Source organism: Actinomadura sp. 6N118, assembly GCF_044326415.1.
In the GTDB taxonomy this organism is placed as follows: domain Bacteria; phylum Actinomycetota; class Actinomycetes; order Streptosporangiales; family Streptosporangiaceae; genus Spirillospora.
This window is the reverse complement of the sequence record NZ_JBIRAZ010000013.1, coordinates 70,333-91,351: the sequence shown is the minus strand read 5'-3', so window position 1 is coordinate 91,351 and position 21,019 is coordinate 70,333. Positions and strand designations below refer to the sequence as shown.

Below are 21,019 nucleotides of genomic sequence, written 5' to 3'. Positions count from 1 at the left end.
TACCCACCGGGAGGGACAATGATCAGCGGCCTGGACAGTGATCAGCGGCCGAGTGATCAGCGGCCGGACGCCTCGGCTATCAGGGCCTCGAACAGGCGGCGGTCATCCCCCTCCTCGGGGTGCCACTGCACGCCGAGCCCGAACCGGTGGCCCTGGAGCTCGACCGCCTCGACGACCTGGTCTTCGGCCCAGGCGACCGCGACCAGGCCCTTGCCCAGCCGGCTGACCGCCTGGTGGTGGTAGGTCGGCACCTCCGCCGCGTCCCCGAGGATCTTGCCGATCGTGCTGGTCGCGCTGATCTGCACCCCGTGCCTGCCCACCAGTCCCGCATCGGGGGCGTGCCTCTCATGGCCGACGGCCTCGGGCAGGTGCTGGATCAGCGCCCCGCCGCGGGCCACGTTGAGGACCTGCATCCCCCGGCAGATGGCCAGGAACGGAAGGTCGGCGTCCACCACCGCGCGGGCGAGCGCGAGCTCGAAACGGTCCCGCTGCGGCTGGGGCGGCCCGGTGGCCTCGTGCCGTTCCGCGCCGTACAGCTCCGGATCGAGATCCCCGCCCCCGGCGAGGATGACGCCGTCGAGCCCGCCGACCAGGCTGTCGAGCCCGCGCAGGCCGGCCATCGGCGGCACCATGACCGGAACGCCTCCCGCACGTTCGACCGCGCGCACGTAGGGCGCGGGCAGCAGCGCCGCTTCGCGGACCCACACGCCCCAGCGGGCCGGTTCGAGGTAGGTCGTGATGCCGATGAGCGGCGGAGATTTCTCGGGGGTGGCGTGGGGGCCCGGGGCCCCGCGGGTCGCCTCTCGCATGACTGTGTCCCCCTCCTCGATGAGCACTGGCCACGGCTCGGTACCCGATCTGCGGCGAATCGTCGTGTTCGCCAGGGCCATCATGACGGATGACCCCGCTTTTCGGACCGTCCCACCCCTGGCCTGGTCCCGTCCCAGCTTGCCGTAATCCCCCGGCCCACGCAGGCCCACCCCCTCCCCCGAGCATGAATTCGGAAACTTCATACCCAGGATGAAGTTTTTCCACCGCCTCCACCTCCCTCCTCTTTCCCCTTCCTTGCCGATCTCCAGGCCCATTTGTGGTGCCGGATTTTGCGATCCACAAGGGTTATTCGTCGCGACGATCACCCCCGGGGCAACCCGCCACATTGAATACCGATCAGTATTCTTCACCCAATTGCAATTACAGAGAATAATGCTGTGATTACTAATAGTGGGCAAGCGTGTACCTTGCCGCGAAACGGTTGAGTAGCAGCGGCTTTGGGTGCGAGAATCTCATCAGGCCGGGCACCTCGTGGGCGTTGGAGACGCCGTGGAAGGTCGAGGGACCGGAGACAAAGCCAGGGGGGCGAGCTTGGCAAATGTCATTGGAACCCCGCCTTATAAAAGAGAATTTCGCGCAACTCGGGACATCCGCCGACAAGGCGGCTGCCTATTTCTACGGGCGGCTATTCGCGGAGAATCCGCGGCTGCGCGCCATGTTCCCACCGGCAATGGACGCCCAGCGCGACCGTCTCTTTCACGCGCTCACCAAGATCGTATGGAGCCTGGACAGTCCCGGTACGCTCGCGGGCTACCTCGCACAGCTCAGCCGTGATCACCGCAAGTTCGGGGTGCTCCGGGAGCACTACCCGGCCGTGGGGGCCGCGCTCATCGCGACGCTGCGCAAGTTCAGCGACGAGTGGACCCCGGAAGTGGAGGCCGCCTGGACCGCCGCCTACCAGGAGGCGAGCGGCCTGATGCTCGCCGCCGCCGACGAGGACGCCGCGCAGGCGCCGCCCTGGTGGGTGGCCGAAGTCCACGACCACGACCGCCGCTCGCATGATCTGGCCGTGCTGACCGTACGGCCCGCCCAGCCGCTGCCGTACATCGCCGGGCAGTACGTCACGGTGCAGGCCGCCCGGTGGCCGCGCGTCTGGCGGCCCTACTCGATCGCCAACGCGCCGCGCTCGGACGGCATGATGCGTCTGCACGTCCGGGCCCTGCCCGGCGGCTGGGTCAGCGGCAGCCTGGTCCGGGACACCAAGGCCGGCGACAGCGTGCTGCTCGGCCCTGCGCTGGGCACCATGACCCTCGACCCGGAAGGCGATCGGGACCTCCTGCTCCTCGCCGGAGGGACCGGCCTGGCCCCCCTCAAGGCCCTGACCGAGCAGGTCATCATGTCCGGACGGCATCGCAACATCCACCTGCTGGTGGGCGCGCGCGCCGAGCACGGCCTGTACGACCTGCCGGATCTGCGTCTGCTGGAGTCCAGCTATCCCTGGCTCCAGGTGATCCCCGTCGTGTCAGAGGAGCCCGGATACGACGGCATGCGGGGGCGGATACCCGATGTGCTCAGCCAATTCCACGACTGGGAGGACCACGACGTCTACGTGTCCGGTCCCACCGAGATGATCCGGAGTTCGGTCGGCGAGCTCCAGCGGCTCGGCGTGCCGCCGGCCCGCATCCACCACGACCTCCTCGGCGCCGAGGACTCCCAGCCCGGCAAGTCCTAGTCCGCAGAGTCCGTCGAAGTCCCGCTCACCGTCCCGCTCACCAGCCCGCTCACCAGCCCGCGCGCCGGCGAAGGAAGTCGGTCGTACGCTGATCAGCCGGGTAGAACGACTCGATGGCCAGCTCGGCGACCGTGATGTCGACCGGCGTGCCGAACGTGGCGATCGTGCCGATGAACGACAGCTCCTCGCCGCCGACCCGCATCCGCAGCGGCACCACGACCTCGTTCCCGGAAGGCGTCACCACGGCCTCGGCCACCGGGTCGGTGCCCGGGTAGTCACGCAGCTCGCGGTAGAGCTGCGCGAGGGACTCGTCGGCGGTGAGCGCCACATGCCTGCGCACCCGGTCGACCATGTGAGCGCGCCACTCCCCCAGGTTGAGGATGTTCCTGGCCATGCCCTCCGGATGCATGCTGAGCCGCAGCACGTTCACCGGCGGCTCCAGCAGTTCGGGCGGCGCACCCTCCATGAACAGGGCCGCGGCGCCGTTGGCGTCGATCAGGTTCCAGAACCGGTCCACGACCACCGCGGGAAACGGTTCGTGCGCCTCCAGGACGAGCCGCAGCGCCGACCGCACCGAGTCCATCCGTGGTTCCTCCATCGGCGTCTCGGCGTACACCGGCGCGAACCCCGCGGAGACCAGCAGCAGGTTGCGGTCGCGCAGCGGCACATCCAGATGCTCGGCCAGCCGCAGGACCATCTCCCGGCTCGGCGCGGAACGCCCCGTCTCCACGAAGCTCAGGTGGCGGGTCGACACGTCGGCCGCCGAAGCCAGCTCCAACTGGCTCAGCCGCCGCCGCTGGCGCCAGGCGCGCAGTTGCTCCCCGATCGGCCGCACGTCGCTGAGTGATGTCGTCATCGTCGTCACGTCCAGGACGCTACCGATCATCACGTCACGGAAGCCATTACCTTCCACGTAATGCCGCTCACCCGCCGCTTTACCTCCCAGGTAATGGACCCCGCCATGGTCGGGCCACGAAGGTGATCTCAACCCTGATCGCAAGGAGCATGATGACCACCGAGATCACCCCCGGCCAGCTGGCCGATGCCATGCCGTTCGCCCGCGCGCTGGGGCTGGAGATCGACACCGCGGGGCCCGAGGAGGTCACCGGGCGGCTGGCATGGGACCCGGACCGGTGCACCGCCGGCGGTGTGATGCACGGTGGCGCCCTGATGGCCCTGGCCGACACCCTGGGCGCCGCGTGCGCGTTCCTCAATCTGCAGCCGGGAACGTCCACGACCACGCTGGAGTCGAAGACCAACTTCTTCCGCGCCGTCCGCTCCGGGCACGTGAACGCCGTGGCACGGCCGCTCCATGTCGGCCGCACGTCCATCGTCGTGCAGACCGACCTGCACGACGCCGACGGCAAACGGATCGCCCAGGTCACGCAAACACAGGCCGTCTTGCGGCCCTGATCTCAATCTCGTTCCACGAGTCGCTGGGCCAGGCGGCCAGCAGCGTGTCAGCATGGCGTTACACCAGGTCTCACCGGGGAGAACGTCATGGACGACGTCGTACTCGTCATCGGCACACGGAAGGGTCTCTTCACCGCCCGCAGCCGGCACGGCCGGGCAGAGTGGACGACGGATCCCCTCCGTTTCCCCAGTACTCCGGTCACCGCCATCGGGATCGCGGACGGCGGCCGGATGCTGGCCGCCGTCAACAGCCCGTTCTGGGGCATCTCGATCGTCACCTCGGACGACTTCGGGCAGACCTGGAGCGAGCCCGCCAAGGACGCCGAAGAGCCGCCGATCGCCTTCCCGGAGTCGGCGGAGACCACCCTCGCCGACATCTGGCAGCTGCGCTTCTCCGAGGCCGAGCCCGATGTGGTGTACGCGGGCGTCGAGCCCGCGGCGTTGTTCCGGTCCGAGGACGGCGGGCACACGTTCCAGCTCGTCGAAGGCCTGTGGGGCCATCCGCACCGGCCTACCTGGCAGCCCGGCGGTGGCGGGCTGTGCCTGCACACCGTGCTGCCCGACCCTGAGGACCCCCGGACGCTCACCGTGGCCATCTCGACCGGGGGCGTGTACAGGACGACCGACGGCGGTGCGACGTGGGCGCCGCACAACCAGGGCATCAAGGCGGACTTCTTCCCCGAGGCCGAGGCGTTCCCCGAGTACGGCCAGTGCGTGCACAAGGTGGACCTGCACCCGTCGCGCCCAGGGCGCTTCTTCCTGCAGCATCACGGCGGCGTCTACCGGAGCGACGACGCCGGCTCCTCGTGGACGCGCATCGACGAGGGGCTCCCCGCCGACTTCGGCTTCCCGATCGCCGTCCACCCGCACCGGCCCGACACGGTGTACGTGCTGCCCCTCAACGGCGCCGAAGACCGCAGCCCCGCCGGCCATCGCCTGCAGGTCTACCGGTCGGACGACGCGGGCGGCTCCTGGCGGTCACTGAGCAAGGGACTCCCCGAGGACCCCTGCTACACGACCGTCCTGCGCGACGCGATGTGCACCGACCAGGCCGACCCGGCGGGGGTCTACTTCGGCACCCGCGACGGCTGTGTCTACGCCAGCCGCGACGATGGCGAGTCGTGGACCGAGGTCGTCCGCCATCTGCCCGACGTCCTCTGCGTGCGGGCGGCCACAACGTGATCACCGTTGAGGTCCGGCTGCCGGGAGCCCTGCGCGACCTCGCCGGCGCCCGGCCGGTCGTCCCTGTGGAGCTGCCCGACGGGGCGACGGTGGGCGATCTTCTGGACGCGCTCGGCCGCGAGCTGCCCGTCGTCGAACGCCGCGTACGGGACGAGCAGGGCGCGCTCCGGCCGCATGTCAACGTGTTCATCGGGCCCGCGAACGTGCGGGACCTCGCGTTGCTGGCGACGCCGCTGGTGCCGGACGCCGAGGTCTACATCCTCCCCGCCGTCTCCGGAGGCTGACGCCTTTACATTGTAGATCTATTCCGCGGCTTCTACGGTGAGAGCATGCGCATCGACAGGCTCGACCACCTGGTACTGACCGTCGCCGACCTGGACGCCACGATCGACTTCTACACCCGGGTCCTGGGCATGGAGGCGGTCTCGTTCGGCGACGGCCGCCACGCCCTCGCGTTCGGCCAGAGCAAGATCAACCTGCACCGGGCCGGTCACGAGTTCAAGCCCAAGGCCGACCAGGCCCTCCCGGGCACCGCCGACCTCTGCCTGATCGCCACCACCCCGCTCGACCAGGTCGCCAAGGAGCTCACCGAGCACGGCGTGCGCATCGAGGAGGGGCCCGTCGAACGCACCGGCGCGACCGGCCCCATCCGCAGCGTCTACTTCCGCGACCCCGACCGCAACCTGATCGAGATCAGCAACTACCTGTGACCGCTGAGCGGCATGGGCAGACGCTGAGCGCTAGGGGCAGACGCGGCCGTTGGCTTCGAAGGCGGCGTGGGTGAGCGGCATGAGGGCCGCCCACTGCTCCTCCATCTGCTCGGCGACCATCTCGATCTCGCGCTGCGGGAACGAGGGGAACGCCGAGTCCTCGCGCTGGGTGCGCAGGGAGAGGAAGTTCATGAGGGCGCGGGCGTTGCAGGTCGCGTACATCGAGGAGTAGAGGCCGACCGGCAGCACCGTGCGGGCCACCTCACGCGCCACGCCTGCTTCGAGCATCTCCAGGTAGGCGCGGTAGGACTGCCGGTAGCTCTCCTTGGTGGCCTCGGTCACCAGCTTGTGCTGCTCGGGCGTGCCGTCCACGAAGACGTACTTGCCCGGCTTGCCCTCCTGGACGAGCTTGCGCTCGGGGCCAGGGACGTAAAAGACCGGGTCGAGCTTGCGGTAGCGGCCGGACTCCTCGTTGTAAGAAAAGGTGCGGTGCCGCATGTGCTCGCGAAATACGAAGATCGGAGCCTTGATGTAGAAGGTCATGGACGAGTGCTCGAACGGCGTGCCGTGCCGGTCGCGCATCAGGAAGTTGATCAGGCCCTTGGAGCGCTCGGGGTCGGCCTCGATCTCCGCCAATGAGCTCTCGCCCTTGGTGGACACGCGGGCCGCCCACAGCACGTCGGCGTCCGACGCCGCGGACTTGATCAGCTCGACGACCATGTCACTGCGAAACTCGATCTCGACCTCGTCGACCGCCACCGGGATCTCCCCCTCCTCGTTCGGTTCACCGCCCCGGCAACCTTAGTCCCGCCCGCCGACAGGATCCGCTCTGGGCGCGACGTAATGTCCGTCTCAGGATGACACTCGTGATGTCTTCGAGCACAATGGTGACGTCCGCCTCGCCGACACGTTCGAAGGGAAGGTCTGATGGGCACCGAGTTGAAGGTCCTGGGGGCCTGCCCGCTGGACTGCCCCGACGGCTGCTCGTGGGTGGTGACCGTCAAGGACGGCAAGGCGGTCAAGCTGCGCGGCAATCCCGACCACCCGTACACCCGGGGCGCGCTGTGCACCAAGGTCAACCGGTGGCTGGAGCACGCCGAGGCACCCGACCGGATCCTTCATCCGATGCGCCGGGTCGGCGCCAAGGGCGAGGGCCGGTTCGAACGCATCAGCTGGGACGAGGCGCTCGACGAGATCGCGACGCGGCTCGGCCGGGTCGTCGAGGAGCACGGCGGCGAGGCGATCTGGCCCTATTGGGGCACCGGAACGCTGGGCTTCATCCAGGGCCTGGGCGGTACCCCGGGGCGCCGGTTCTTCAACACGCTGGGCGCGTCCGGTCACGCGCCCAACATCTGCTCGTGGGCGGGCAGCGAGGGCCTGAGGCAGGCAATGGGCTCCTCGGCGGGCATGGACCCTGAGGACCTCGCCCATGCCAAGCTGATCATCCTCTGGGGCTCGAACCCTCTGACCAGCGGACACCATGTCTGGAAGTTCATCCAGGAGGCCCGCCAGGCCGGTGCCCATCTGGTCGCCATCGACCCGGTGCGCACCCGTAGCGCCCAGCAGGCGGACGAGCACCTGGCGCCGCTGCCCGGCACCGACGGGGCGCTCGCCCTCGCCCTGCTCCACGTGGTCGTCGGCCTCGGCGCCCAGGACGAGGACTTCCTCGCCCAGCACACGCTGGGCTGGGAGGAGTTCCGGGACCGGATCGCCGAGTTCCCGCCCGACCGCGCCGCCGAGATCACCGGCATCCCCGCCGAGTCGATCGTGGCTCTGGGTGAGCGCATCGCGCGGACCCGGCCGACCGCCATCCGCGCCACCATGGGCCTGCAGCGCAACGCGGGCGGCGGCATGACGCTGCGGACCATCGCGGGCATCCCCGGCGTGACCGGCGACTGGGCGCTGCGCGGCGGCGGGGTCAGCTACTCCACGTCCGAGCACGTCAAGCTCGACCAGGCCGCGGTGTTCCGTGACGACCTGCGGCCCGGCCCGGTGCGCACGCTCTCGATGAGCAGGCTGGGCGAGGGATTGCTCGAACGGGACGATCCGCCGGTCAAGGCGTTGTTCGTCATCGCCGCCAATCCGGTTGGCAGCACCCCGCACCAGAACAAGGTCCGCGAAGGGCTGGCCCGCGAGGATCTGTTCACGGTCGTGCTGGAGCAGTTCCCCACTGACACCGTCGACTACGCCGACATCGTGCTGCCCGCGACGATGCAGCACGAGCACAAGGACCTGAACGCGGGCTACGGGCATCTCTACCTCGCGTGGAACGAGCCCGCCGTGGAGCCCGCAGGCGAGTGCCTGTCCGGCACCGAGACGTTCCGCCGGCTGGCGCACCGGATGGGTCTGACCGAGCCGAGCCTGTACGACTCCGACGAGGAGATCGCCGAGCAGCTCCTCTCGTCCGGGCACCCGTGGCTGGACGGCATCACGCTGGACCGGCTCCGCAAGGAGGGCTTCGTCCGCTTCAACGTGCCGGAGCCGTTCCTGCCGTACGCGGAGGAGTTCCCCACGCCTTCGGGCCGCCTGGAGTTCCGGTCTCAGCGGGCGGCCGGCGGCGGGCACCCGGTGCTCCCCACCTACGTCGCGCCGGTCGAGGTCGCGGACCCCGAACGGGCCCGCCGCTATCCCCTGGCGCTGGTGTCGGGCGCGTCCCACACGTTCCTCAACACGATCTTCGGCAACAACGCCGAGCTGCGCCGCCGGTCGGGCGGTCCGGCCGTCCAGCTCCACCCGGACGACGCCGCCGCGCGCGGGCTCGCCACCGGCGACCGCGCCCGGATCGTCAACGAGCGCGGCTCGTTCGAGGTGACCGTGGAGGTGACCGACCGGCTGCGCCCGGGGGTCGCGGGCACCACGAAGGGACACTGGGCCAAGTTCGGCGGCGGGGCGAACGCCAACGCCGTCGTCGACGAACGCGATACCGACCTGGGCGGCGGCCCCGTCTTCCACGACACCCGCGTCGAAGTGGAGCCCCTGGCCTGACCGCGGCCGGTACGGTGTGATCCCATGACATACCAGGCCGCCGACAACACCGGCGAGCTGCTCGCCCAGGCGCGGAAGTACGAGCGGCAGGGACGGTTCGAGGACGCCGCCGCCGCGTTCGCCGCCCTCGCCGACACGATGGAGGCCGGCGGTGACCGGGCCTCGGCCGTCGCCGTGCGGGGCCGGGAGGCCCGTGCGTTACAGGGCGCGGGCCGTACGGACGAGGCGCTGCACGTGCTGGGCCGGGCCGACCAGGCCGCGGGCGGGCTTCCCGGCGACGCGGCCGAGGCGCGCGCCGTCCTCGACGGCCAGGCCGCCCACGTGCTGGCGGGTGCCGGACGGACGGGCGAGGCGGCCCGGCGTGCCTGGGGCGCGATGACGGGCTTCCGCGCCCTGCAGGACAACAAGCGCGCCGACCGGGCAGCGGTCCACGCGGCCCGCCTGATCGTGGCCGACGCCGGAGCGCGCGAGGCAGTCGCGCCCCTGCGGGACATGCTCGCCCAGATGCCGCCTGCCGGCGACGGCTACCAGCAGGTCGCCGCCATCCTCGCGGAGGCCGAACGGCGTCCCGACCGCGACTACGACATCCTCATCACCGACCACGAGGCTCCCACTTGGGGACGGCTCACCGCCGCGCTCGCGGTGGGCGCGCACCTGGCCGTCGGCAACGGCGTCGCGTGGAACACCATCACCGGCACCGACCGCGACCCCGAGCACAACCGCACGCTGCTCTCCCGCGACTGGGGCATCACCGGCACCGACAGCTGGAAGAGCGCGATGGACGCGCTCCTGGCGGCCGAGAACTGCGATCCGGCCATCCAGATCGTCCTGGACCGGCGCGCGGCCGGGATGACGGATCCGCTCGCCTGGCACTCGGCCATCGCGGGCTGGTGCCAGGAGAAGCAGATCTCCGTGGAGACCACCGAGGAGCTCGTCCAGCTCGCCCGGCAGATCGCCCGGTATGAGGAACGGTTCCGGATCGACGGCCTGCTGCCGCCGGAGGCCCGCGTGGACAGCGTCTTCGGCTATGACTTCGGCCGCGCCGTCAACATGGCCCGCTGGGGACTGAACGCGGGCTACTGCGACACCGAGACCGCCGAGGACTGCGTGCTGCGCGCCGGCCACTACGCGTCCAAGGTCTACAAGTCCTGGGAGGACTACTCCGCCGGGTACATCCTCGGCCGCATGCTCCGCTTCGACGAGGGCGAGCTCGGCGACTGGTACGACCGGTCGCTCACCGGCCACCGGATCCTCGTCGAGGACCCCGGCAGCCCCTGGCGCAAGCTCGCCTGGGGCTGACGCGGGGCGGGGGATCGTTCACGCGACGGCGTCGATCTCCTGGACGATCGCCTGCTTGCCCGGCCCGTCCAGCGACGAGGCGGCGACCGCGTTCCGGGCGAGCGCGGCGAGCTGCTCCCGGCCGAAGCCGAAGACGTCGGCGGCCACCCGGTACTCACCGGTGAGGGTGGTGTCGAACATCGGCGGGTCGTCGCTGTTGAGGGTGACGAACAGTCCCTCCTCCAGCAGGCGCGGCAACGGGTGCGCGGCGATGTCGGGGACCTGCCCGGTGCAGACGTTGGAGGTGGGGCAGACCTCCAGCGGGATCTGCGTCTCGCGCAGGTGGGCGACCAGGCGCGGATCGTCCAGGCAGCGGATGCCATGGCCGATCCGTTCGGCGCCGAGGCCGTCGATGACCTCCCAGATCGTCTCGGGGCCGCTCATCTCACCGCCGTGCGGCAGGCTGCGGAGCCCGGCGCCGCGCGCCGCGCGGAAGGCCTCGCGGATCTCGTCGCGGATCGCGGTGCGCATCTGCTCAATGCCGCCCAAGCCGAAGCCGATCAGGGCCTCCGGCGGGTGTTCCAGTGCGTGCCGGGCTGTCTGGCGGCAGCCTTCCGCCCCGAACTCACCCGGGATGTCGAAGATGTAGGCGACCTGGATGCCGTAGAGATCCCGCGCCTGCCGTACCGCCAGGTCCAACGCCTCGGTGATGGCGGGCATCGGCATGCCCATGCGCTGGTGCGTGTAGGGGGTGACGGTCAGCTCGACGCACCGGACGTTCTGGGCCGCTAGGTCACGGGCGGTGCCGAGGACCAGCGTGGCGACGTCCTCAGGGGTGCGCACGAGGCTGGAGACCGCCTCGTACACCTTCGCGAAGTGCGGGAAGTCGATGAACTTGTAGAAGCGCCGGAGCCTCTCCTCTTCGGTGGGCACGGGGCCGCCGGGGTGCCGCCGGGCCAGCTCCAGCACGGTCGGCACCGACGCCGAGCCGACGAGGTGGACATGCAGCTCGACCTTGGGCAGCGCGTCGATGAAGGAGTGCAGGGACAGCCGGTGATCGGCACGCTGACGGTCGGCACGTTGATGATCGGCACGTTGATGGTCAGCAGCTGTCGCCGCGGCCCCGGAGAGTTCGTGTTCGGTGGTCGCCATGTCGCGAGACGCTAACAAGGCCGGACGACTCCACAACAGGCAAAAGCCGTGTTCCTGACACAAAGCTGTCAGATATTGCGAATCACCTGGTCGGCAAGGGGTGGATTGAGCATGAGCCGCTCGGTCTCGGCCAAGTAGGCGTCGGCTGCGGCGCGAGCCCGGTCCCGGTCGCCCGCGCACAACGCCTCGACGAGCGGGGCGATCCGGTCGGCGGCGGCCTCCGGGTCGGCGAACGCGTACCGGAAGACGTCGCGGACCTCCAGGTAGGCGTTGAGCAGCGCGTTGACCAGGAACCCGTACACCCGGTTGCCGGTCGCGGAGGCGATCACCCGGTGGATCTCGCACTCGGTCAGCTGTGCCGACCCGGCGTCGGGAGCCCCGCGCAGCCGGGCGGCCAGCTCCACGAGCCGGTCGCGCTGCTCGCCGGTGATGTGCACGGCCGCCTTGGCCGCCACCTGCGCTCCGATCTCGCGCCGGACCTCGAAGATCTCCCCCATCCAGGAGGGCCCGACGGTGCGGACGAGCAGGGGCAGCAGCTCCGGGCCGCCGAGCCTCTCATAGTCACGGACCCGGGTGCCCACGCCGTGCTTGGTCTCCACGAGCCCCACCTGGGCCAGCCGGACGATGGCGTGCTTGAGCGAGGTCCGGGTCACCTCGTACGCGGCGGCCAGCTCACGTTCGGGCGGCAGGTACGAGCCGGGCGGATAGCGGCCGCTCAGCACATCGTCCCGCAGCCGTTCGGTCAGCGCGTCGACGACGGTGTCACGGGCGATCGGCGAGGTCATGGGGCGGCTCCGGACCGGAACTGTGGATCATCCACTGAGCCACGCCAGCGTCGCAGCCCCTGCCGCGCTGCGTCAAGATGGGCACATGCGCGCCGCCCGGCTGATCTCACTCGTGCTGCTCCTGCAGGCCCGGGGCACGATGACGGCCGGGCAGCTGGCCGAGGAGCTGGAGGTCTCCGAACGTACCGTCTACCGGGACGTCGAGGCGCTGTCGGCCGCGGGCGTCCCCGTCTACGCCGAGCAGGGCCGCAACGGCGGCTACCGGCTGGTCGGCGGTTACCGGACGCGGCTGACCGGGTTGAGCCGCGAGGAGGCCGAGGCCCTCTTCCTGTCGGGCTTGCCAGGGCCCGCCGGCGACATGGGCCTGGCCGACGCGGTCGGGGCGGCGCAGCTCAAGGTGCTGGCTGCTCTCCCCGCGCCTTTCCGTGACGCGTCCGCGCGTGCCGGGCAGCGTTTCCACCTGGACGCGCCGGGATGGTTCGGCAACGCCGATCCGCCGCCGCTGCTGGAGCGGCTGGCGCAGGCGGTGTGGGGCGACGAGACCGTGGAGATCCGCTACCGGAAGCAGCACGAGGTCACCCGCGTCGTCGAACCCTATGGGCTCGTGCTGAAGAACGGGGTCTGGTACCTGATCGGCCATGTCGGCGACGGCCACCGCACCTACCGGGTCGAAAGGATCACGGCCGTCGAGCCGGTCGGTGAGATGTTCGACCGCGACGAGGGCTTCGATCTGCCCGGTTACTGGGCCGGACAGGCGGCCGCGTTCCTGCGGTCCATGCTCCGCGACGAGATCACCGTGCGGCTGAGCCCGCTGGGCCTGCGGCGGCTCAAGTACAACGTGGAGCCGTACGCGGCGCAACGGGCCGCCGAGGACGCGGGCGAACCCGACGAGCACGGCTGGGTCACCACCCGCCTGCCCGTCGAGTCGCCGGACGTCGCGCAGACCGAGTTGCTGCGTCTGGGTCCCGAGGTCGAGGTGCTGGAACCGGCGGAGCTGCGGGACCGCATGCGCGAGACCGCCGCCCGGCTCGCCGCCCTCTACCGGTAGCCGGTGGTGTCGGCGGGTTTGCCCGCCCGCTCGACCTCCGCGATGTAGCGCCAGGCGTCCGGGCGGCTGCCGTCGAGGTCGGTGAAGCCGTACACCTGCGCCAGCCCGCCGCTGGACAGCGACTGCCCGGTCCACCGGTGCCGGTCCGGATCGGCCGCGAGGGCCGCGACCGCACGCCCCACGAACGCGGGCGACTCGGAGATGGCGAAGTGCGGGCTCTTCTTGGCGCCTTCAAGCCAGTTGTCCTCGGTGACGCCGTAGTTCTCCAGCATGTTCTCGGAACGGATCCAGCCGGGCGTGATCGAGACGGCGGTGCATCCGTGCGGTTCGAGCTCGGCGGCCTGCCCGAGCCCCATCCGGATCACCGTCCATTTGGCGAGGTCGTAGAAGTAGCCCGATTCCTTGCGGTACTCGGCGTTCGTCTCGGCGGTGCCGTCGGTGACCTCCACGACCAGCCCGCCGGGGTTCCTGATCAGCAGCGGCAGCGCGCGGTGGCTGGTGATGACGTGCGTTTCGATCGCCAGCTTGAGCAGCCGCAGCCCGTTCTCCAGGGAGTGGTCCCACAGGGCGCTGCCGAACTCGAAGAGATGGTCGGCGCCCCAGATGTCGTTGACGAGGAGGTCGAGGCGGCCCTGCTCCTCGTCAATCCGGCGGACGAGCCGGTCGACCTGGTCGATCTCCAGATGGTCGGTCTGGACCGCGATGCCCGTCCCGCCCGCGGCGGTGACGAGCTCCGCGGTCTCCTCGATGGTCTCCGGCCGGTTCATCTCCGACCGGCTCTCGCGGGTCGTGCGACCCGTCACGTACACGGTCGCCCCCGCGGCGCCCAGCTCGACGGCGATGCCGCGGCCCGCGCCACGGGTGGCCCCCGCCACGAGTGCGATCTTTCCTGCCAGCGCTTTCTCACTCATGGGAACGAGCCTGGCAGGAATACGTGTCAGGTCCTGTCAGGGATTGAAGATGCTCACCCCGCCGGGGCCGACGAGGAAGCCGAGGACGATGAGGATGATCCCGAACAGCAGTTCGCGCCGGGCGATGATGACGTAGATGCCTGCGATGATCATGATCACCGCGATGAGCCAGAGTAGTGTCAACATGGCGGCGGGGTCCCCGCGCGGGGACCCCGCAAACCAGCCTGCATTTCCGGTCCTGCCCTAATCCCGGCAGAGGCCCTACTTTTTGCAGAGACCTACTTTTTGCAGAGACTCAGCACATTGGCCACGATGCGGTGGCCGGACCGCCCTGCCGCGGTGAGGATCGACTCGGGGTGGAACTGCACCGCCCAGCGCTTGCGCCCGGGATCCTCGATCGCCATCACCACGTCCCCGATCTGGGCCGTGATCTGGAAGCCCTTCACCTGCTCGGGCTTGGCGTGCAGGGAGTGATACCGGGCGGCGGTGAACTCCGCCGGCAGCCCTCCGAGGATCTCGCCGCCGCTCACCTGCACCTGCCCCGGCTTGCCGTGCGCGGGCTCGGCCAGCAACGACAGCTCGCCGCCCGCGTGCTCCACCATCGCCTGCAGGCCGAGGCAGACGCCGAAGACCGGCAGGTTGCGCGCCTCCAGTGCGTCGAGAAGGCTCGCCGTGTCGAAGTCCTCCGGGCGGCCCGGGCCGGGTGACAGCACGACCAGGTCGGGGGCCTGCTCGTCCAGCATCCGGACAGGGAAGCCGTGCCGGAGGGTGACCACGTCGGCGCCCTTCTGGCGGAAGTAGTCGGCGAGGGTGTTGACGAACGAGTCCTCGTGGTCGACGAGCAGCACCTTCACGCCGTCGCCGGGCCGTTCCGCCGCCTCGGCCTCGCGTTCGCCGGGCTCGTCCTGGCCGTGTTCGAGCGCGCGCAGCAGGGCGCTGGCTTTGAGGTGCGTCTCGCGCTCCTCCTCGTCCGGGTCGGAGTCGTACAGCAGCGTGGCCCCGGCGCGGACGGTGGCGACGCCGTCGCGGATCTGGGCGGTACGGAGCGTGAGGCCGGTGTTCATGGAGCCGTCGAAGCCCACGAACCCCACCGCTCCGCCGTACCAGCGCCGCGGCGACTCCTCGTGGTCCTCGATGAACTGCATCGCCCAGGTCTTGGGCGCGCCGGTGACGGTGACCGCCCACATGTGGGTCAGGAACGCGTCGAGGGCGTCGAAGCCCGGGCGCAGCCGCCCCTCGATGTGGTCGACGGTGTGGATCAGGCGCGAGTAGAGCTCGATCTGCCTGCGGCCCAGCACCTTGATGCTGCCCGGCACGCAGATCCGCGACTTGTCGTTGCGGTCGACGTCCGTGCACATCGTCAGCTCTGACTCGTCCTTGAGCGAGGTCAGGATGGTCCTGATCTGCTCGGCGTCCTCCAGCGCGTCCGCGCCGCGCCGGATCGTGCCCGCGATGGGGCACGTCTCCACCCGGTCGCCGCTGACGCGGACGAACATCTCCGGGGAGGCGCCGACGAGATACTCGCCGTCGCCGAGATTGAAGAGGAACTCGTACGGCGCGGGATTAGTCTCGCGCAGCCGCTCGAAGAACGCCGAGGGCGAGTCGCATCGCCCGTACATCGTGTGGCCGGGGGTCACCTCGAACAGGTCGCCGCGAATGAACTTGTCCTTCGCCTCCCGCACCATCTGCGCGTAGACGCCCGGGACCGGCTGCGGCGGCAGCTCGGCGGCGACCACGGCCGGGGTCGGCTCGGTCTCGCGCGGCAATCCGGTGGTGCTCGCGTCGCCGACCGTGAAGTCGTACGACATCCGATGCGAGACCTCCAGCTTGCGGTCGACGACCACCATCTCGTCAGCGAGGTGCAGCACGAGGTCACGCTGGTCGGCGGGCCGCTCCAGATTGAGCCGCAGCGGCTCGAACTGCAGCGAGAGGTCGTAGCCGAAGGCCCCGTACAGTCCGAGATGCGGGTCGTCGCACCGGAACAGGTCGACGATCGCGCGGATCGCGGTGAAGACGGTGGGCTGCCGGCTGCGTTCCTCCTCGGTGAAGAACTCCTCGGTCGGCGGAACGAAGATCTCGAACCGGTCCCGCTCGTCGGCCCGGACCTCGCCGGTGCCGCGCAGGACGCCCGCGAGCGCCGGGAGCACCACCTCGCCGCGGCCGTTGAGCGCCCGCGCCGTCAGCACCCGGCCCCGCGCGACGATCTCCAGGCAGGGATCGAGATAGGCCATGTGCCAGCGGCTGTAGCGGCCGGGGTATTCCATGCCGGAGCTGAGCACGCCGCCGCGCCGCTCCCCCACGGCGGCGACCAGGGCGTTGAGCACATCGGACTTGCGCTCGGGGTCGACCGGCGTCGCCGTACGGGTGACCCGTACGCCCCCGGCTGTCACGAACTCGCTGGTCTGCGGCTGATATCGATCGTTCTCCACCGCGGTGGCCCCTCGTCGTCAGGCCCTGCACACCGGCGGAAAACGGAAACGACCACCGGGTGAGGGCGGTCGCCTGGAAGTTCGAGCAAGCACGAATCTGGCTCCGCCTCAGCGGCGCCACCACCAACGGCGGGTCCCGATTCGCATGCGCAGAGCTTACCGGCTCTCCAGCCGGGGGTCGAGCAGCCCGCCCCCGGCGCGCCGGGGGATCCACCGGCCAGGGTTCTCAATTCCGGCCGGGCTTGCCATCATGGATGCAAGGGACCACTTACGGCACGGGAGCTCCCACTCATGACCGGCAAGAACACCGAGTTCGAACTGCGCGGGGTCAACCACCTGGCGCTCGTCTGCAGCGACATGAAGCGCACGGTCGACTTCTACTCCGGCGTCCTCGGCATGCCGCTGATCAAGACGATCGAGCTCCCGATGGGCTGGGGCCAGCACTTCTTCTTCGACTGCGGCGGCGGCAACGCGCTGGCGTTCTTCTGGTTCCCGGACGCCCCCGAGCCCGTGCCCGGCGTGTCGGCGCCCAAGAACCTGCCCGACCGCGGGGAACTGCTGTCGGCGATCGGCTCGATGAACCACATCGCCTTCGACGTGCCGCCGGAGAAGATCGAGGAGTACCGCGACAAGCTCGTGGCCAAGGGGATCGACGTCGGCGTCCTGCTCAACCACGACGACAGCGAGTTCGGCGTCGCCAAGGACGTGCACGACGGGGTCTTCGTGCGGTCGATCTATTTCAAGGACCCCGACGGGATCCTGGTGGAGTTCGCCTCCTGGCTCCGCGAACTGGACCGGCCTGAGGACGTCCGCCACGAGCCGAAGACGGCGGCGGACCGGACCGTCTGACCGGACTCCCAGGTCCTGAAAAGTTGGACCGATCCACCCAACTCGTACCATGTCCGATATCCGCCTGTGACCAGGGAGAAGGTAGGCTCCGCCCTCGCACCCCTGAGAGTGATCCGTCTCACAATGTGGACGGGTCGCGCATGAGCACGGTACGAGGAGGACCCCTTGGCCTCGCAAGAACCGCCGGAGACGCGGCGGACCGACCGCAGCCATTGGAACTGGCTGCTGGTGGTCCCCATTGTCATTCCCCTGCTGACGATGCTGTTCAACAAGGAAGAGCCCCGGCTGGCCGGCTTCCCGGCCTTCTACTGGATGCAGCTCGCCTTCATCCCCCTGGGCGTGGTCACGACGCTGGTCGTCTACCGCATGACGAAGCGGAAGGGGGACTGACCGATGCGCGACCACCTCACCGAGTTGATCGTTTTCGGCGTCCTCTTCCTGACCGTCAGCGGCATGGGATTCGTGGCGGCGCGCTGGCGGCGCCCGACCACGATGGACAGCCTGGACGAGTGGGGCCTGGGCGGCCGTAACTTCGGCTCCTGGATCAGCTGGTTCCTGATCGGCGGTGACCTCTACACCGCCTACACCTTCGTCGCGGTTCCGGCGCTGGTGTTCGGCGCGGGCGCGATGGGCTTCTACGCCGTGCCCTACACGATCGTCGTGTACCCCCTGGTCTTCCTCGTGCTCATCCGGCTCTGGTCGGTGTCGCACGTGCACGGCTTCGTGACCCCGGCCGACTTCGTACGGGCCCGGTTCGGCTCTCCCACGCTGGCGCTGCTGGTGGCGATCACCGGCATCGTCGCGACGATGCCCTACATCGCGCTGCAGCTGATCGGCATCGAGGCCGTGCTCAAGGCGATGGGCGTGACCGGCCATCTCCCGATCATCATCGCGTTCGCGATCCTGGCCGCCTACACCTACCAGTCCGGGCTGCGCGCGCCGGCGCTCATCGCGTTCGTCAAGGACGTGCTGATCTACCTGGTGATCATCGTCGCGGTGATCTACATCCCGAGCAAGCTCGGCGGCTGGGGCGACATCTTCGACGCGGCCGAGAAGAAGTTCGCCACGACCCCCAACCCCGGCGACGGCACCCTGCTGAACGGCGCCAACCAGCTCAACTACGCCATGCTCGCCTTCGGCTCGGCGCTGGCGCTGTTCCTCTACCCGCACAGCATCACCGGCGTGCTGGCCAGCAAGGACCGCAACGTCATCAAGCGGAACATGGCGGCGCTGCCCGCCTACAGCCTCGTGCTCGGCCTGATCGCGCTGCTGGGCTTCATGGCCATCGCCGCCGGGACCAAGCCGATCGGCACCGACAGCAACACCGTGGTGCCGGTGCTCTTCGACCAGATGTTCCCGAGCTGGTTCACCGGCGTGGCGTACGCCGCGATCGGCATCGGCGCGCTGGTCCCCGCCGCGATCATGTCGATCGCCGCGGCCAACCTGTTCACGCGGAACATCTACAAGGAGTACATCCGCAAGGACGCGACCGAGAAGCAGGAGGCCACGGTCAGCAAGCTGGTCTCGCTGATCGTCAAGGTCGGCGCGGTCGCGTGCATCCTGCTGCTGGACCCGCAGTTCTCCATCGACCTGCAGCTCATCGGCGGTGTGATCATCCTGCAGACGCTGCCGGCGGTGGCGCTCGGCCTGATGACGCGCTGGTTCCACCGTGGCGCGCTGATCGCGGGCTGGGCGGCCGGCCTGGCGTGGGGCATGTGGCTGCTGTACGAGATCCCGAACCCGCTCAAGGGCAAGAAGCACTTCGGCGGCTCGGCCTACAACCTGAGCGAGCTGGGCTTCGACACCAAGATGACGATCTACGTCGGCGTCCTGGCCCTGGCGCTCAACCTGCTCGTGGCCATCCTGGGCACGCTGATCCTCAAGGCGGCCAAGGTCAAGGACGGCGACGACGCCACCAAGTCGGACGACTACGTCGCCGACGCGGGCGACCCGAAGGTCAAGGACCTGGAGCTCACCAGCTCCACCTGATGCCGGACGTTGCCTGTTGAGCCCGGGCGTCTCCCTTGCGGAGGCGCCCGGGCTCAGCTCGTATAGGACGGGTTGGCGACCGCGAGCTTGTCGCGCGTCATCTCCAGGAGCGCGGACTTCAGCTCGCCGTAACGGCCGTCCAGGCGCCCTTCCCGGATCGCGGCGGCGAACTCCGCGTCGTCCGCGAATCCCAGCTCGGCGAGCCGTGCCGCATGGGCCTGGTCCTGTGCCGCGCCGAGGTCCAGTTCTCTCTCGACCATCCCGAGAACGTTGACGGCGACCAGGCCGTGAAAACGCGTACGACCCTCCAGCGAGCCCAGCACGTCGCGTTCGAGGAACTCACGGACGGCGGCGACGAGCTCGGCGGCGGTCGGGGCATCGTGCGGCTGGGGCATCGCGCTTCTCCTCGGATCATGGGGGGGTCGCCCCCCACCGAGAAAGGGGACAGAATGCGATTCTAGACCGAGGAGGGATCATGAGCTTTGAGGTGCCCGCGTCCGTGCGGCCGATCCGCGACGCCGTTCACGCCTTCATGACCGAACGGGTCGAGCCCGCCGAGCCGGTCTTGCAGAGCGGTGGGGAGGAGGCGGCGGAGGCGCTCGCCGACCTCCAGCGCCAGGCCAAGTCCGAGGGGTTGTGGGCACTCGGCCACCCGAAGGAGCTCGGCGGTGGCGGGCTTCCGTTCCTCGACTACGTGTACGTCAACGAGGTGCAGGGGCGGAGCGAGTTCGGCCAGCTCGCGCTCGGCACCTACACCCTGCAGGATTCGCTGATGCTCCACCGGTACGCGAGCAAACCGCAGCGCGACCGCTTCCTCAAGCCGCTGGTGCAGGCGGAGATCAATCCGAGCTTCGCGATGACCGAGCCGGGGATCTCCAGCTCCGATCCGACGCAGCTCACCACCACCGCCACCCTGGAGGGCGACGAGTGGGTGATCCGGGGCCGCAAATGGTTCACCACGCTTGCGAGCCGCGCCGCGTACACGACCGTGATGTGCCGGACGGAGACCGAGGGCACCTCGCCCTACCTCTCGTTCAGCATGATCCTCGTGCCGACCGACACCCCCGGCTACACGATCGTGCGCGACACCCCGGTGCTCGGGCTGGACGGCGCTCACTGCGAGGTGCTGTACGACGAGGTGCGGGTGCCGAAGGACAACCTGCTGGGACCGCGCGGGCACGGCTTCGTCATCGCCCAGGAACGCCTCGGGCCCGGCCGGATCTTCCACTGCATGCGTTTCCTGGGGCAGGCGCAGCGCGCGTTCGACCTCATGTGCGCGCGGCTGCACGAACGCACCGCCTTCGGTGAGCCGCTCGCCAAGAAGCAGCTCCTGCAGCAGCACGTCTTCGATTCGTACGCCGAGATCCAGTCGTCACGGCTGCTGACGCTGCACGCGGCCCACAAGATCGACGAGGGTGACCAAGCGCGCGTGGAGATCGGCGTCATCAAGGTGGCGGCCGCGCGCATGCTGCACAACGTCATCGACCGTGCCATCCAGGTGTACGGGGCGCAGGGGCTCACCCCTGACACGCCGCTCGACCACATGTACCGGCACGCCCGTGCCGGGCGCATCTTCGACGGCCCGGACGAGGTCCACGTGACCACGACCGCGCGGCGGATCCTCAAGGAGTACAAGGAGGGCCGCAACTGGGAGTTCGGCCTGCGCTGAGACTCCGTCAAGATCTCCCTGGTGACCGGCTCCGGCCAGCCCGTCCCGGCCTGCGCTTTTCCGCGTGGCCGGATCAGGCGCTGGGCTCACGGCAAATAGATAGGTTACTTTCCTAT

General features: G+C 69.6%; 21 protein-coding genes. 12 read left to right on the top strand and 9 right to left on the bottom strand.

Features of this window, described 5'->3' with window-relative positions; all coding sequences use genetic code 11:
- Window positions 1-56 precede the first annotated feature (56 nt).
- Window positions 57-809, bottom strand: coding sequence for a gamma-glutamyl-gamma-aminobutyrate hydrolase family protein (locus ACH34W_RS31045; protein ID WP_395964678.1), 753 nt, complete (start codon window positions 807-809; stop codon window positions 57-59).
- A gap of 560 nt (window positions 810-1,369) precedes the next feature.
- On the opposite strand from ACH34W_RS31045, the gene ACH34W_RS31040 reads away from it, so the two are divergent.
- Window positions 1,370-2,503, top strand: a complete 1,134-nt coding sequence (locus ACH34W_RS31040; protein ID WP_395964677.1) for a globin domain-containing protein — start codon at window positions 1,370-1,372, stop codon at window positions 2,501-2,503.
- Window positions 2,504-2,552: 49 nt separating this feature from the next.
- Here ACH34W_RS31040 and ACH34W_RS31035 read toward each other — a convergent pair whose 3' ends face one another.
- Window positions 2,553-3,389, bottom strand: a complete 837-nt coding sequence (locus ACH34W_RS31035; protein ID WP_395964676.1) for a helix-turn-helix domain-containing protein — start codon at window positions 3,387-3,389, stop codon at window positions 2,553-2,555.
- A gap of 119 nt (window positions 3,390-3,508) precedes the next feature.
- On the opposite strand from ACH34W_RS31035, the gene ACH34W_RS31030 reads away from it, so the two are divergent.
- The 4 genes from ACH34W_RS31030 to ACH34W_RS31015 all read left to right on the top strand — a co-directional run bounded on the left by ACH34W_RS31030 (window position 3,509) and on the right by ACH34W_RS31015 (window position 5,808).
- Window positions 3,509-3,916 (top strand): PaaI family thioesterase, encoded by a 408-nt coding sequence (locus ACH34W_RS31030; protein ID WP_395964675.1) that lies wholly within the window; start codon window positions 3,509-3,511, stop codon window positions 3,914-3,916.
- Between the two features lie 87 nt (window positions 3,917-4,003).
- Window positions 4,004-5,098 carry a WD40/YVTN/BNR-like repeat-containing protein gene (locus ACH34W_RS31025; protein ID WP_395964674.1) on the top strand — a complete coding sequence of 365 codons (1,095 nt, stop codon included), beginning with the start codon at window positions 4,004-4,006 and terminating at the stop codon, window positions 5,096-5,098.
- The gene (locus tag ACH34W_RS31020; RefSeq protein WP_395964673.1) at window positions 5,095-5,382 is read left to right on the top strand and encodes a ubiquitin-like small modifier protein 1; all 288 of its coding nucleotides are present in this window, start codon (window positions 5,095-5,097) and stop codon (window positions 5,380-5,382) included. The genes ACH34W_RS31025 and ACH34W_RS31020 overlap by 4 nt, the downstream gene beginning before the upstream one ends.
- A 45-nt stretch (window positions 5,383-5,427) precedes the next feature.
- Entirely contained in the window at window positions 5,428-5,808 is a 381-nt protein-coding gene (locus tag ACH34W_RS31015; protein ID WP_395964672.1) for a VOC family protein, read from the top strand.
- A 30-nt stretch (window positions 5,809-5,838) separates the two neighbouring features.
- Here the strand turns inward: ACH34W_RS31015 and thyX are convergent, their stop codons facing one another.
- Window positions 5,839-6,567 carry an FAD-dependent thymidylate synthase gene (gene thyX, locus ACH34W_RS31010; RefSeq protein WP_395964671.1) on the bottom strand — a complete coding sequence of 243 codons (729 nt, stop codon included), beginning with the start codon at window positions 6,565-6,567 and terminating at the stop codon, window positions 5,839-5,841.
- A 168-nt stretch (window positions 6,568-6,735) separates the two neighbouring features.
- Here thyX and ACH34W_RS31005 point away from each other — a divergent pair, with 168 nt between their 5' ends.
- Window positions 6,736-8,793, top strand: a complete 2,058-nt coding sequence (locus tag ACH34W_RS31005) for a molybdopterin-dependent oxidoreductase (protein WP_395964670.1) — start codon at window positions 6,736-6,738, stop codon at window positions 8,791-8,793.
- A gap of 24 nt (window positions 8,794-8,817) precedes the next feature.
- Entirely contained in the window at window positions 8,818-10,092 is a 1,275-nt protein-coding gene (locus ACH34W_RS31000; RefSeq protein ID WP_395964669.1) for a DUF1266 domain-containing protein, read from the top strand.
- An 18-nt stretch (window positions 10,093-10,110) separates the two neighbouring features.
- On the opposite strand, the gene add is transcribed toward ACH34W_RS31000, so the two are convergent.
- Both add and ACH34W_RS30990 read right to left on the bottom strand, forming a co-directional pair.
- Window positions 10,111-11,223, bottom strand: a complete 1,113-nt coding sequence (add, locus tag ACH34W_RS30995) for an adenosine deaminase (protein ID WP_395964668.1) — start codon at window positions 11,221-11,223, stop codon at window positions 10,111-10,113.
- A gap of 68 nt (window positions 11,224-11,291) precedes the next feature.
- Complete coding sequence (locus ACH34W_RS30990; protein WP_395964667.1) at window positions 11,292-12,008, bottom strand: FadR/GntR family transcriptional regulator; 717 nt, start codon at window positions 12,006-12,008, stop codon at window positions 11,292-11,294.
- An 85-nt stretch (window positions 12,009-12,093) separates the two neighbouring features.
- Here ACH34W_RS30990 and ACH34W_RS30985 point away from each other — a divergent pair, with 85 nt between their 5' ends.
- Window positions 12,094-13,056 (top strand): helix-turn-helix transcriptional regulator, encoded by a 963-nt coding sequence (locus tag ACH34W_RS30985; protein ID WP_395964666.1) that lies wholly within the window; start codon window positions 12,094-12,096, stop codon window positions 13,054-13,056.
- On the opposite strand, the gene ACH34W_RS30980 is transcribed toward ACH34W_RS30985, so the two are convergent.
- From ACH34W_RS30980 to ACH34W_RS30970, 3 genes are all read right to left on the bottom strand, one after another.
- Window positions 13,047-13,967: an SDR family oxidoreductase gene (locus tag ACH34W_RS30980; RefSeq protein ID WP_395964665.1), complete on the bottom strand. Its 921-nt coding sequence runs from the start codon at window positions 13,965-13,967 to the stop codon at window positions 13,047-13,049. The genes ACH34W_RS30985 and ACH34W_RS30980 overlap by 10 nt on opposite strands.
- A gap of 36 nt (window positions 13,968-14,003) precedes the next feature.
- Window positions 14,004-14,153: a GPGG-motif small membrane protein gene (locus tag ACH34W_RS30975; RefSeq protein ID WP_192809483.1), complete on the bottom strand. Its 150-nt coding sequence runs from the start codon at window positions 14,151-14,153 to the stop codon at window positions 14,004-14,006.
- A gap of 92 nt (window positions 14,154-14,245) precedes the next feature.
- The gene (locus ACH34W_RS30970; RefSeq protein WP_395964664.1) at window positions 14,246-16,396 is read right to left on the bottom strand and encodes an anthranilate synthase component I; all 2,151 of its coding nucleotides are present in this window, start codon (window positions 16,394-16,396) and stop codon (window positions 14,246-14,248) included.
- Window positions 16,397-16,687: 291 nt separating this feature from the next.
- Here ACH34W_RS30970 and ACH34W_RS30965 point away from each other — a divergent pair, with 291 nt between their 5' ends.
- From ACH34W_RS30965 to mctP, 3 genes are all read left to right on the top strand, one after another.
- Window positions 16,688-17,245: a VOC family protein gene (locus ACH34W_RS30965; protein WP_395964663.1), complete on the top strand. Its 558-nt coding sequence runs from the start codon at window positions 16,688-16,690 to the stop codon at window positions 17,243-17,245.
- Between the two features lie 165 nt (window positions 17,246-17,410).
- Window positions 17,411-17,635 carry a DUF3311 domain-containing protein gene (locus tag ACH34W_RS30960; protein WP_395964662.1) on the top strand — a complete coding sequence of 75 codons (225 nt, stop codon included), beginning with the start codon at window positions 17,411-17,413 and terminating at the stop codon, window positions 17,633-17,635.
- A 3-nt stretch (window positions 17,636-17,638) separates the two neighbouring features.
- The gene (gene mctP, locus ACH34W_RS30955) at window positions 17,639-19,234 is read left to right on the top strand and encodes a monocarboxylate uptake permease MctP (protein ID WP_395964661.1); all 1,596 of its coding nucleotides are present in this window, start codon (window positions 17,639-17,641) and stop codon (window positions 19,232-19,234) included.
- Between the two features lie 53 nt (window positions 19,235-19,287).
- Here the strand turns inward: mctP and ACH34W_RS30950 are convergent, their stop codons facing one another.
- Window positions 19,288-19,629 carry a DUF6285 domain-containing protein gene (locus ACH34W_RS30950; protein WP_395964660.1) on the bottom strand — a complete coding sequence of 114 codons (342 nt, stop codon included), beginning with the start codon at window positions 19,627-19,629 and terminating at the stop codon, window positions 19,288-19,290.
- Between the two features lie 80 nt (window positions 19,630-19,709).
- Here ACH34W_RS30950 and ACH34W_RS30945 point away from each other — a divergent pair, with 80 nt between their 5' ends.
- A complete protein-coding gene (locus tag ACH34W_RS30945) occupies window positions 19,710-20,903 on the top strand; it encodes an acyl-CoA dehydrogenase family protein (protein WP_395964659.1) in 1,194 nt (397 codons plus the stop codon).
- The last annotated feature ends 116 nt before the right edge of the window (window positions 20,904-21,019 follow it).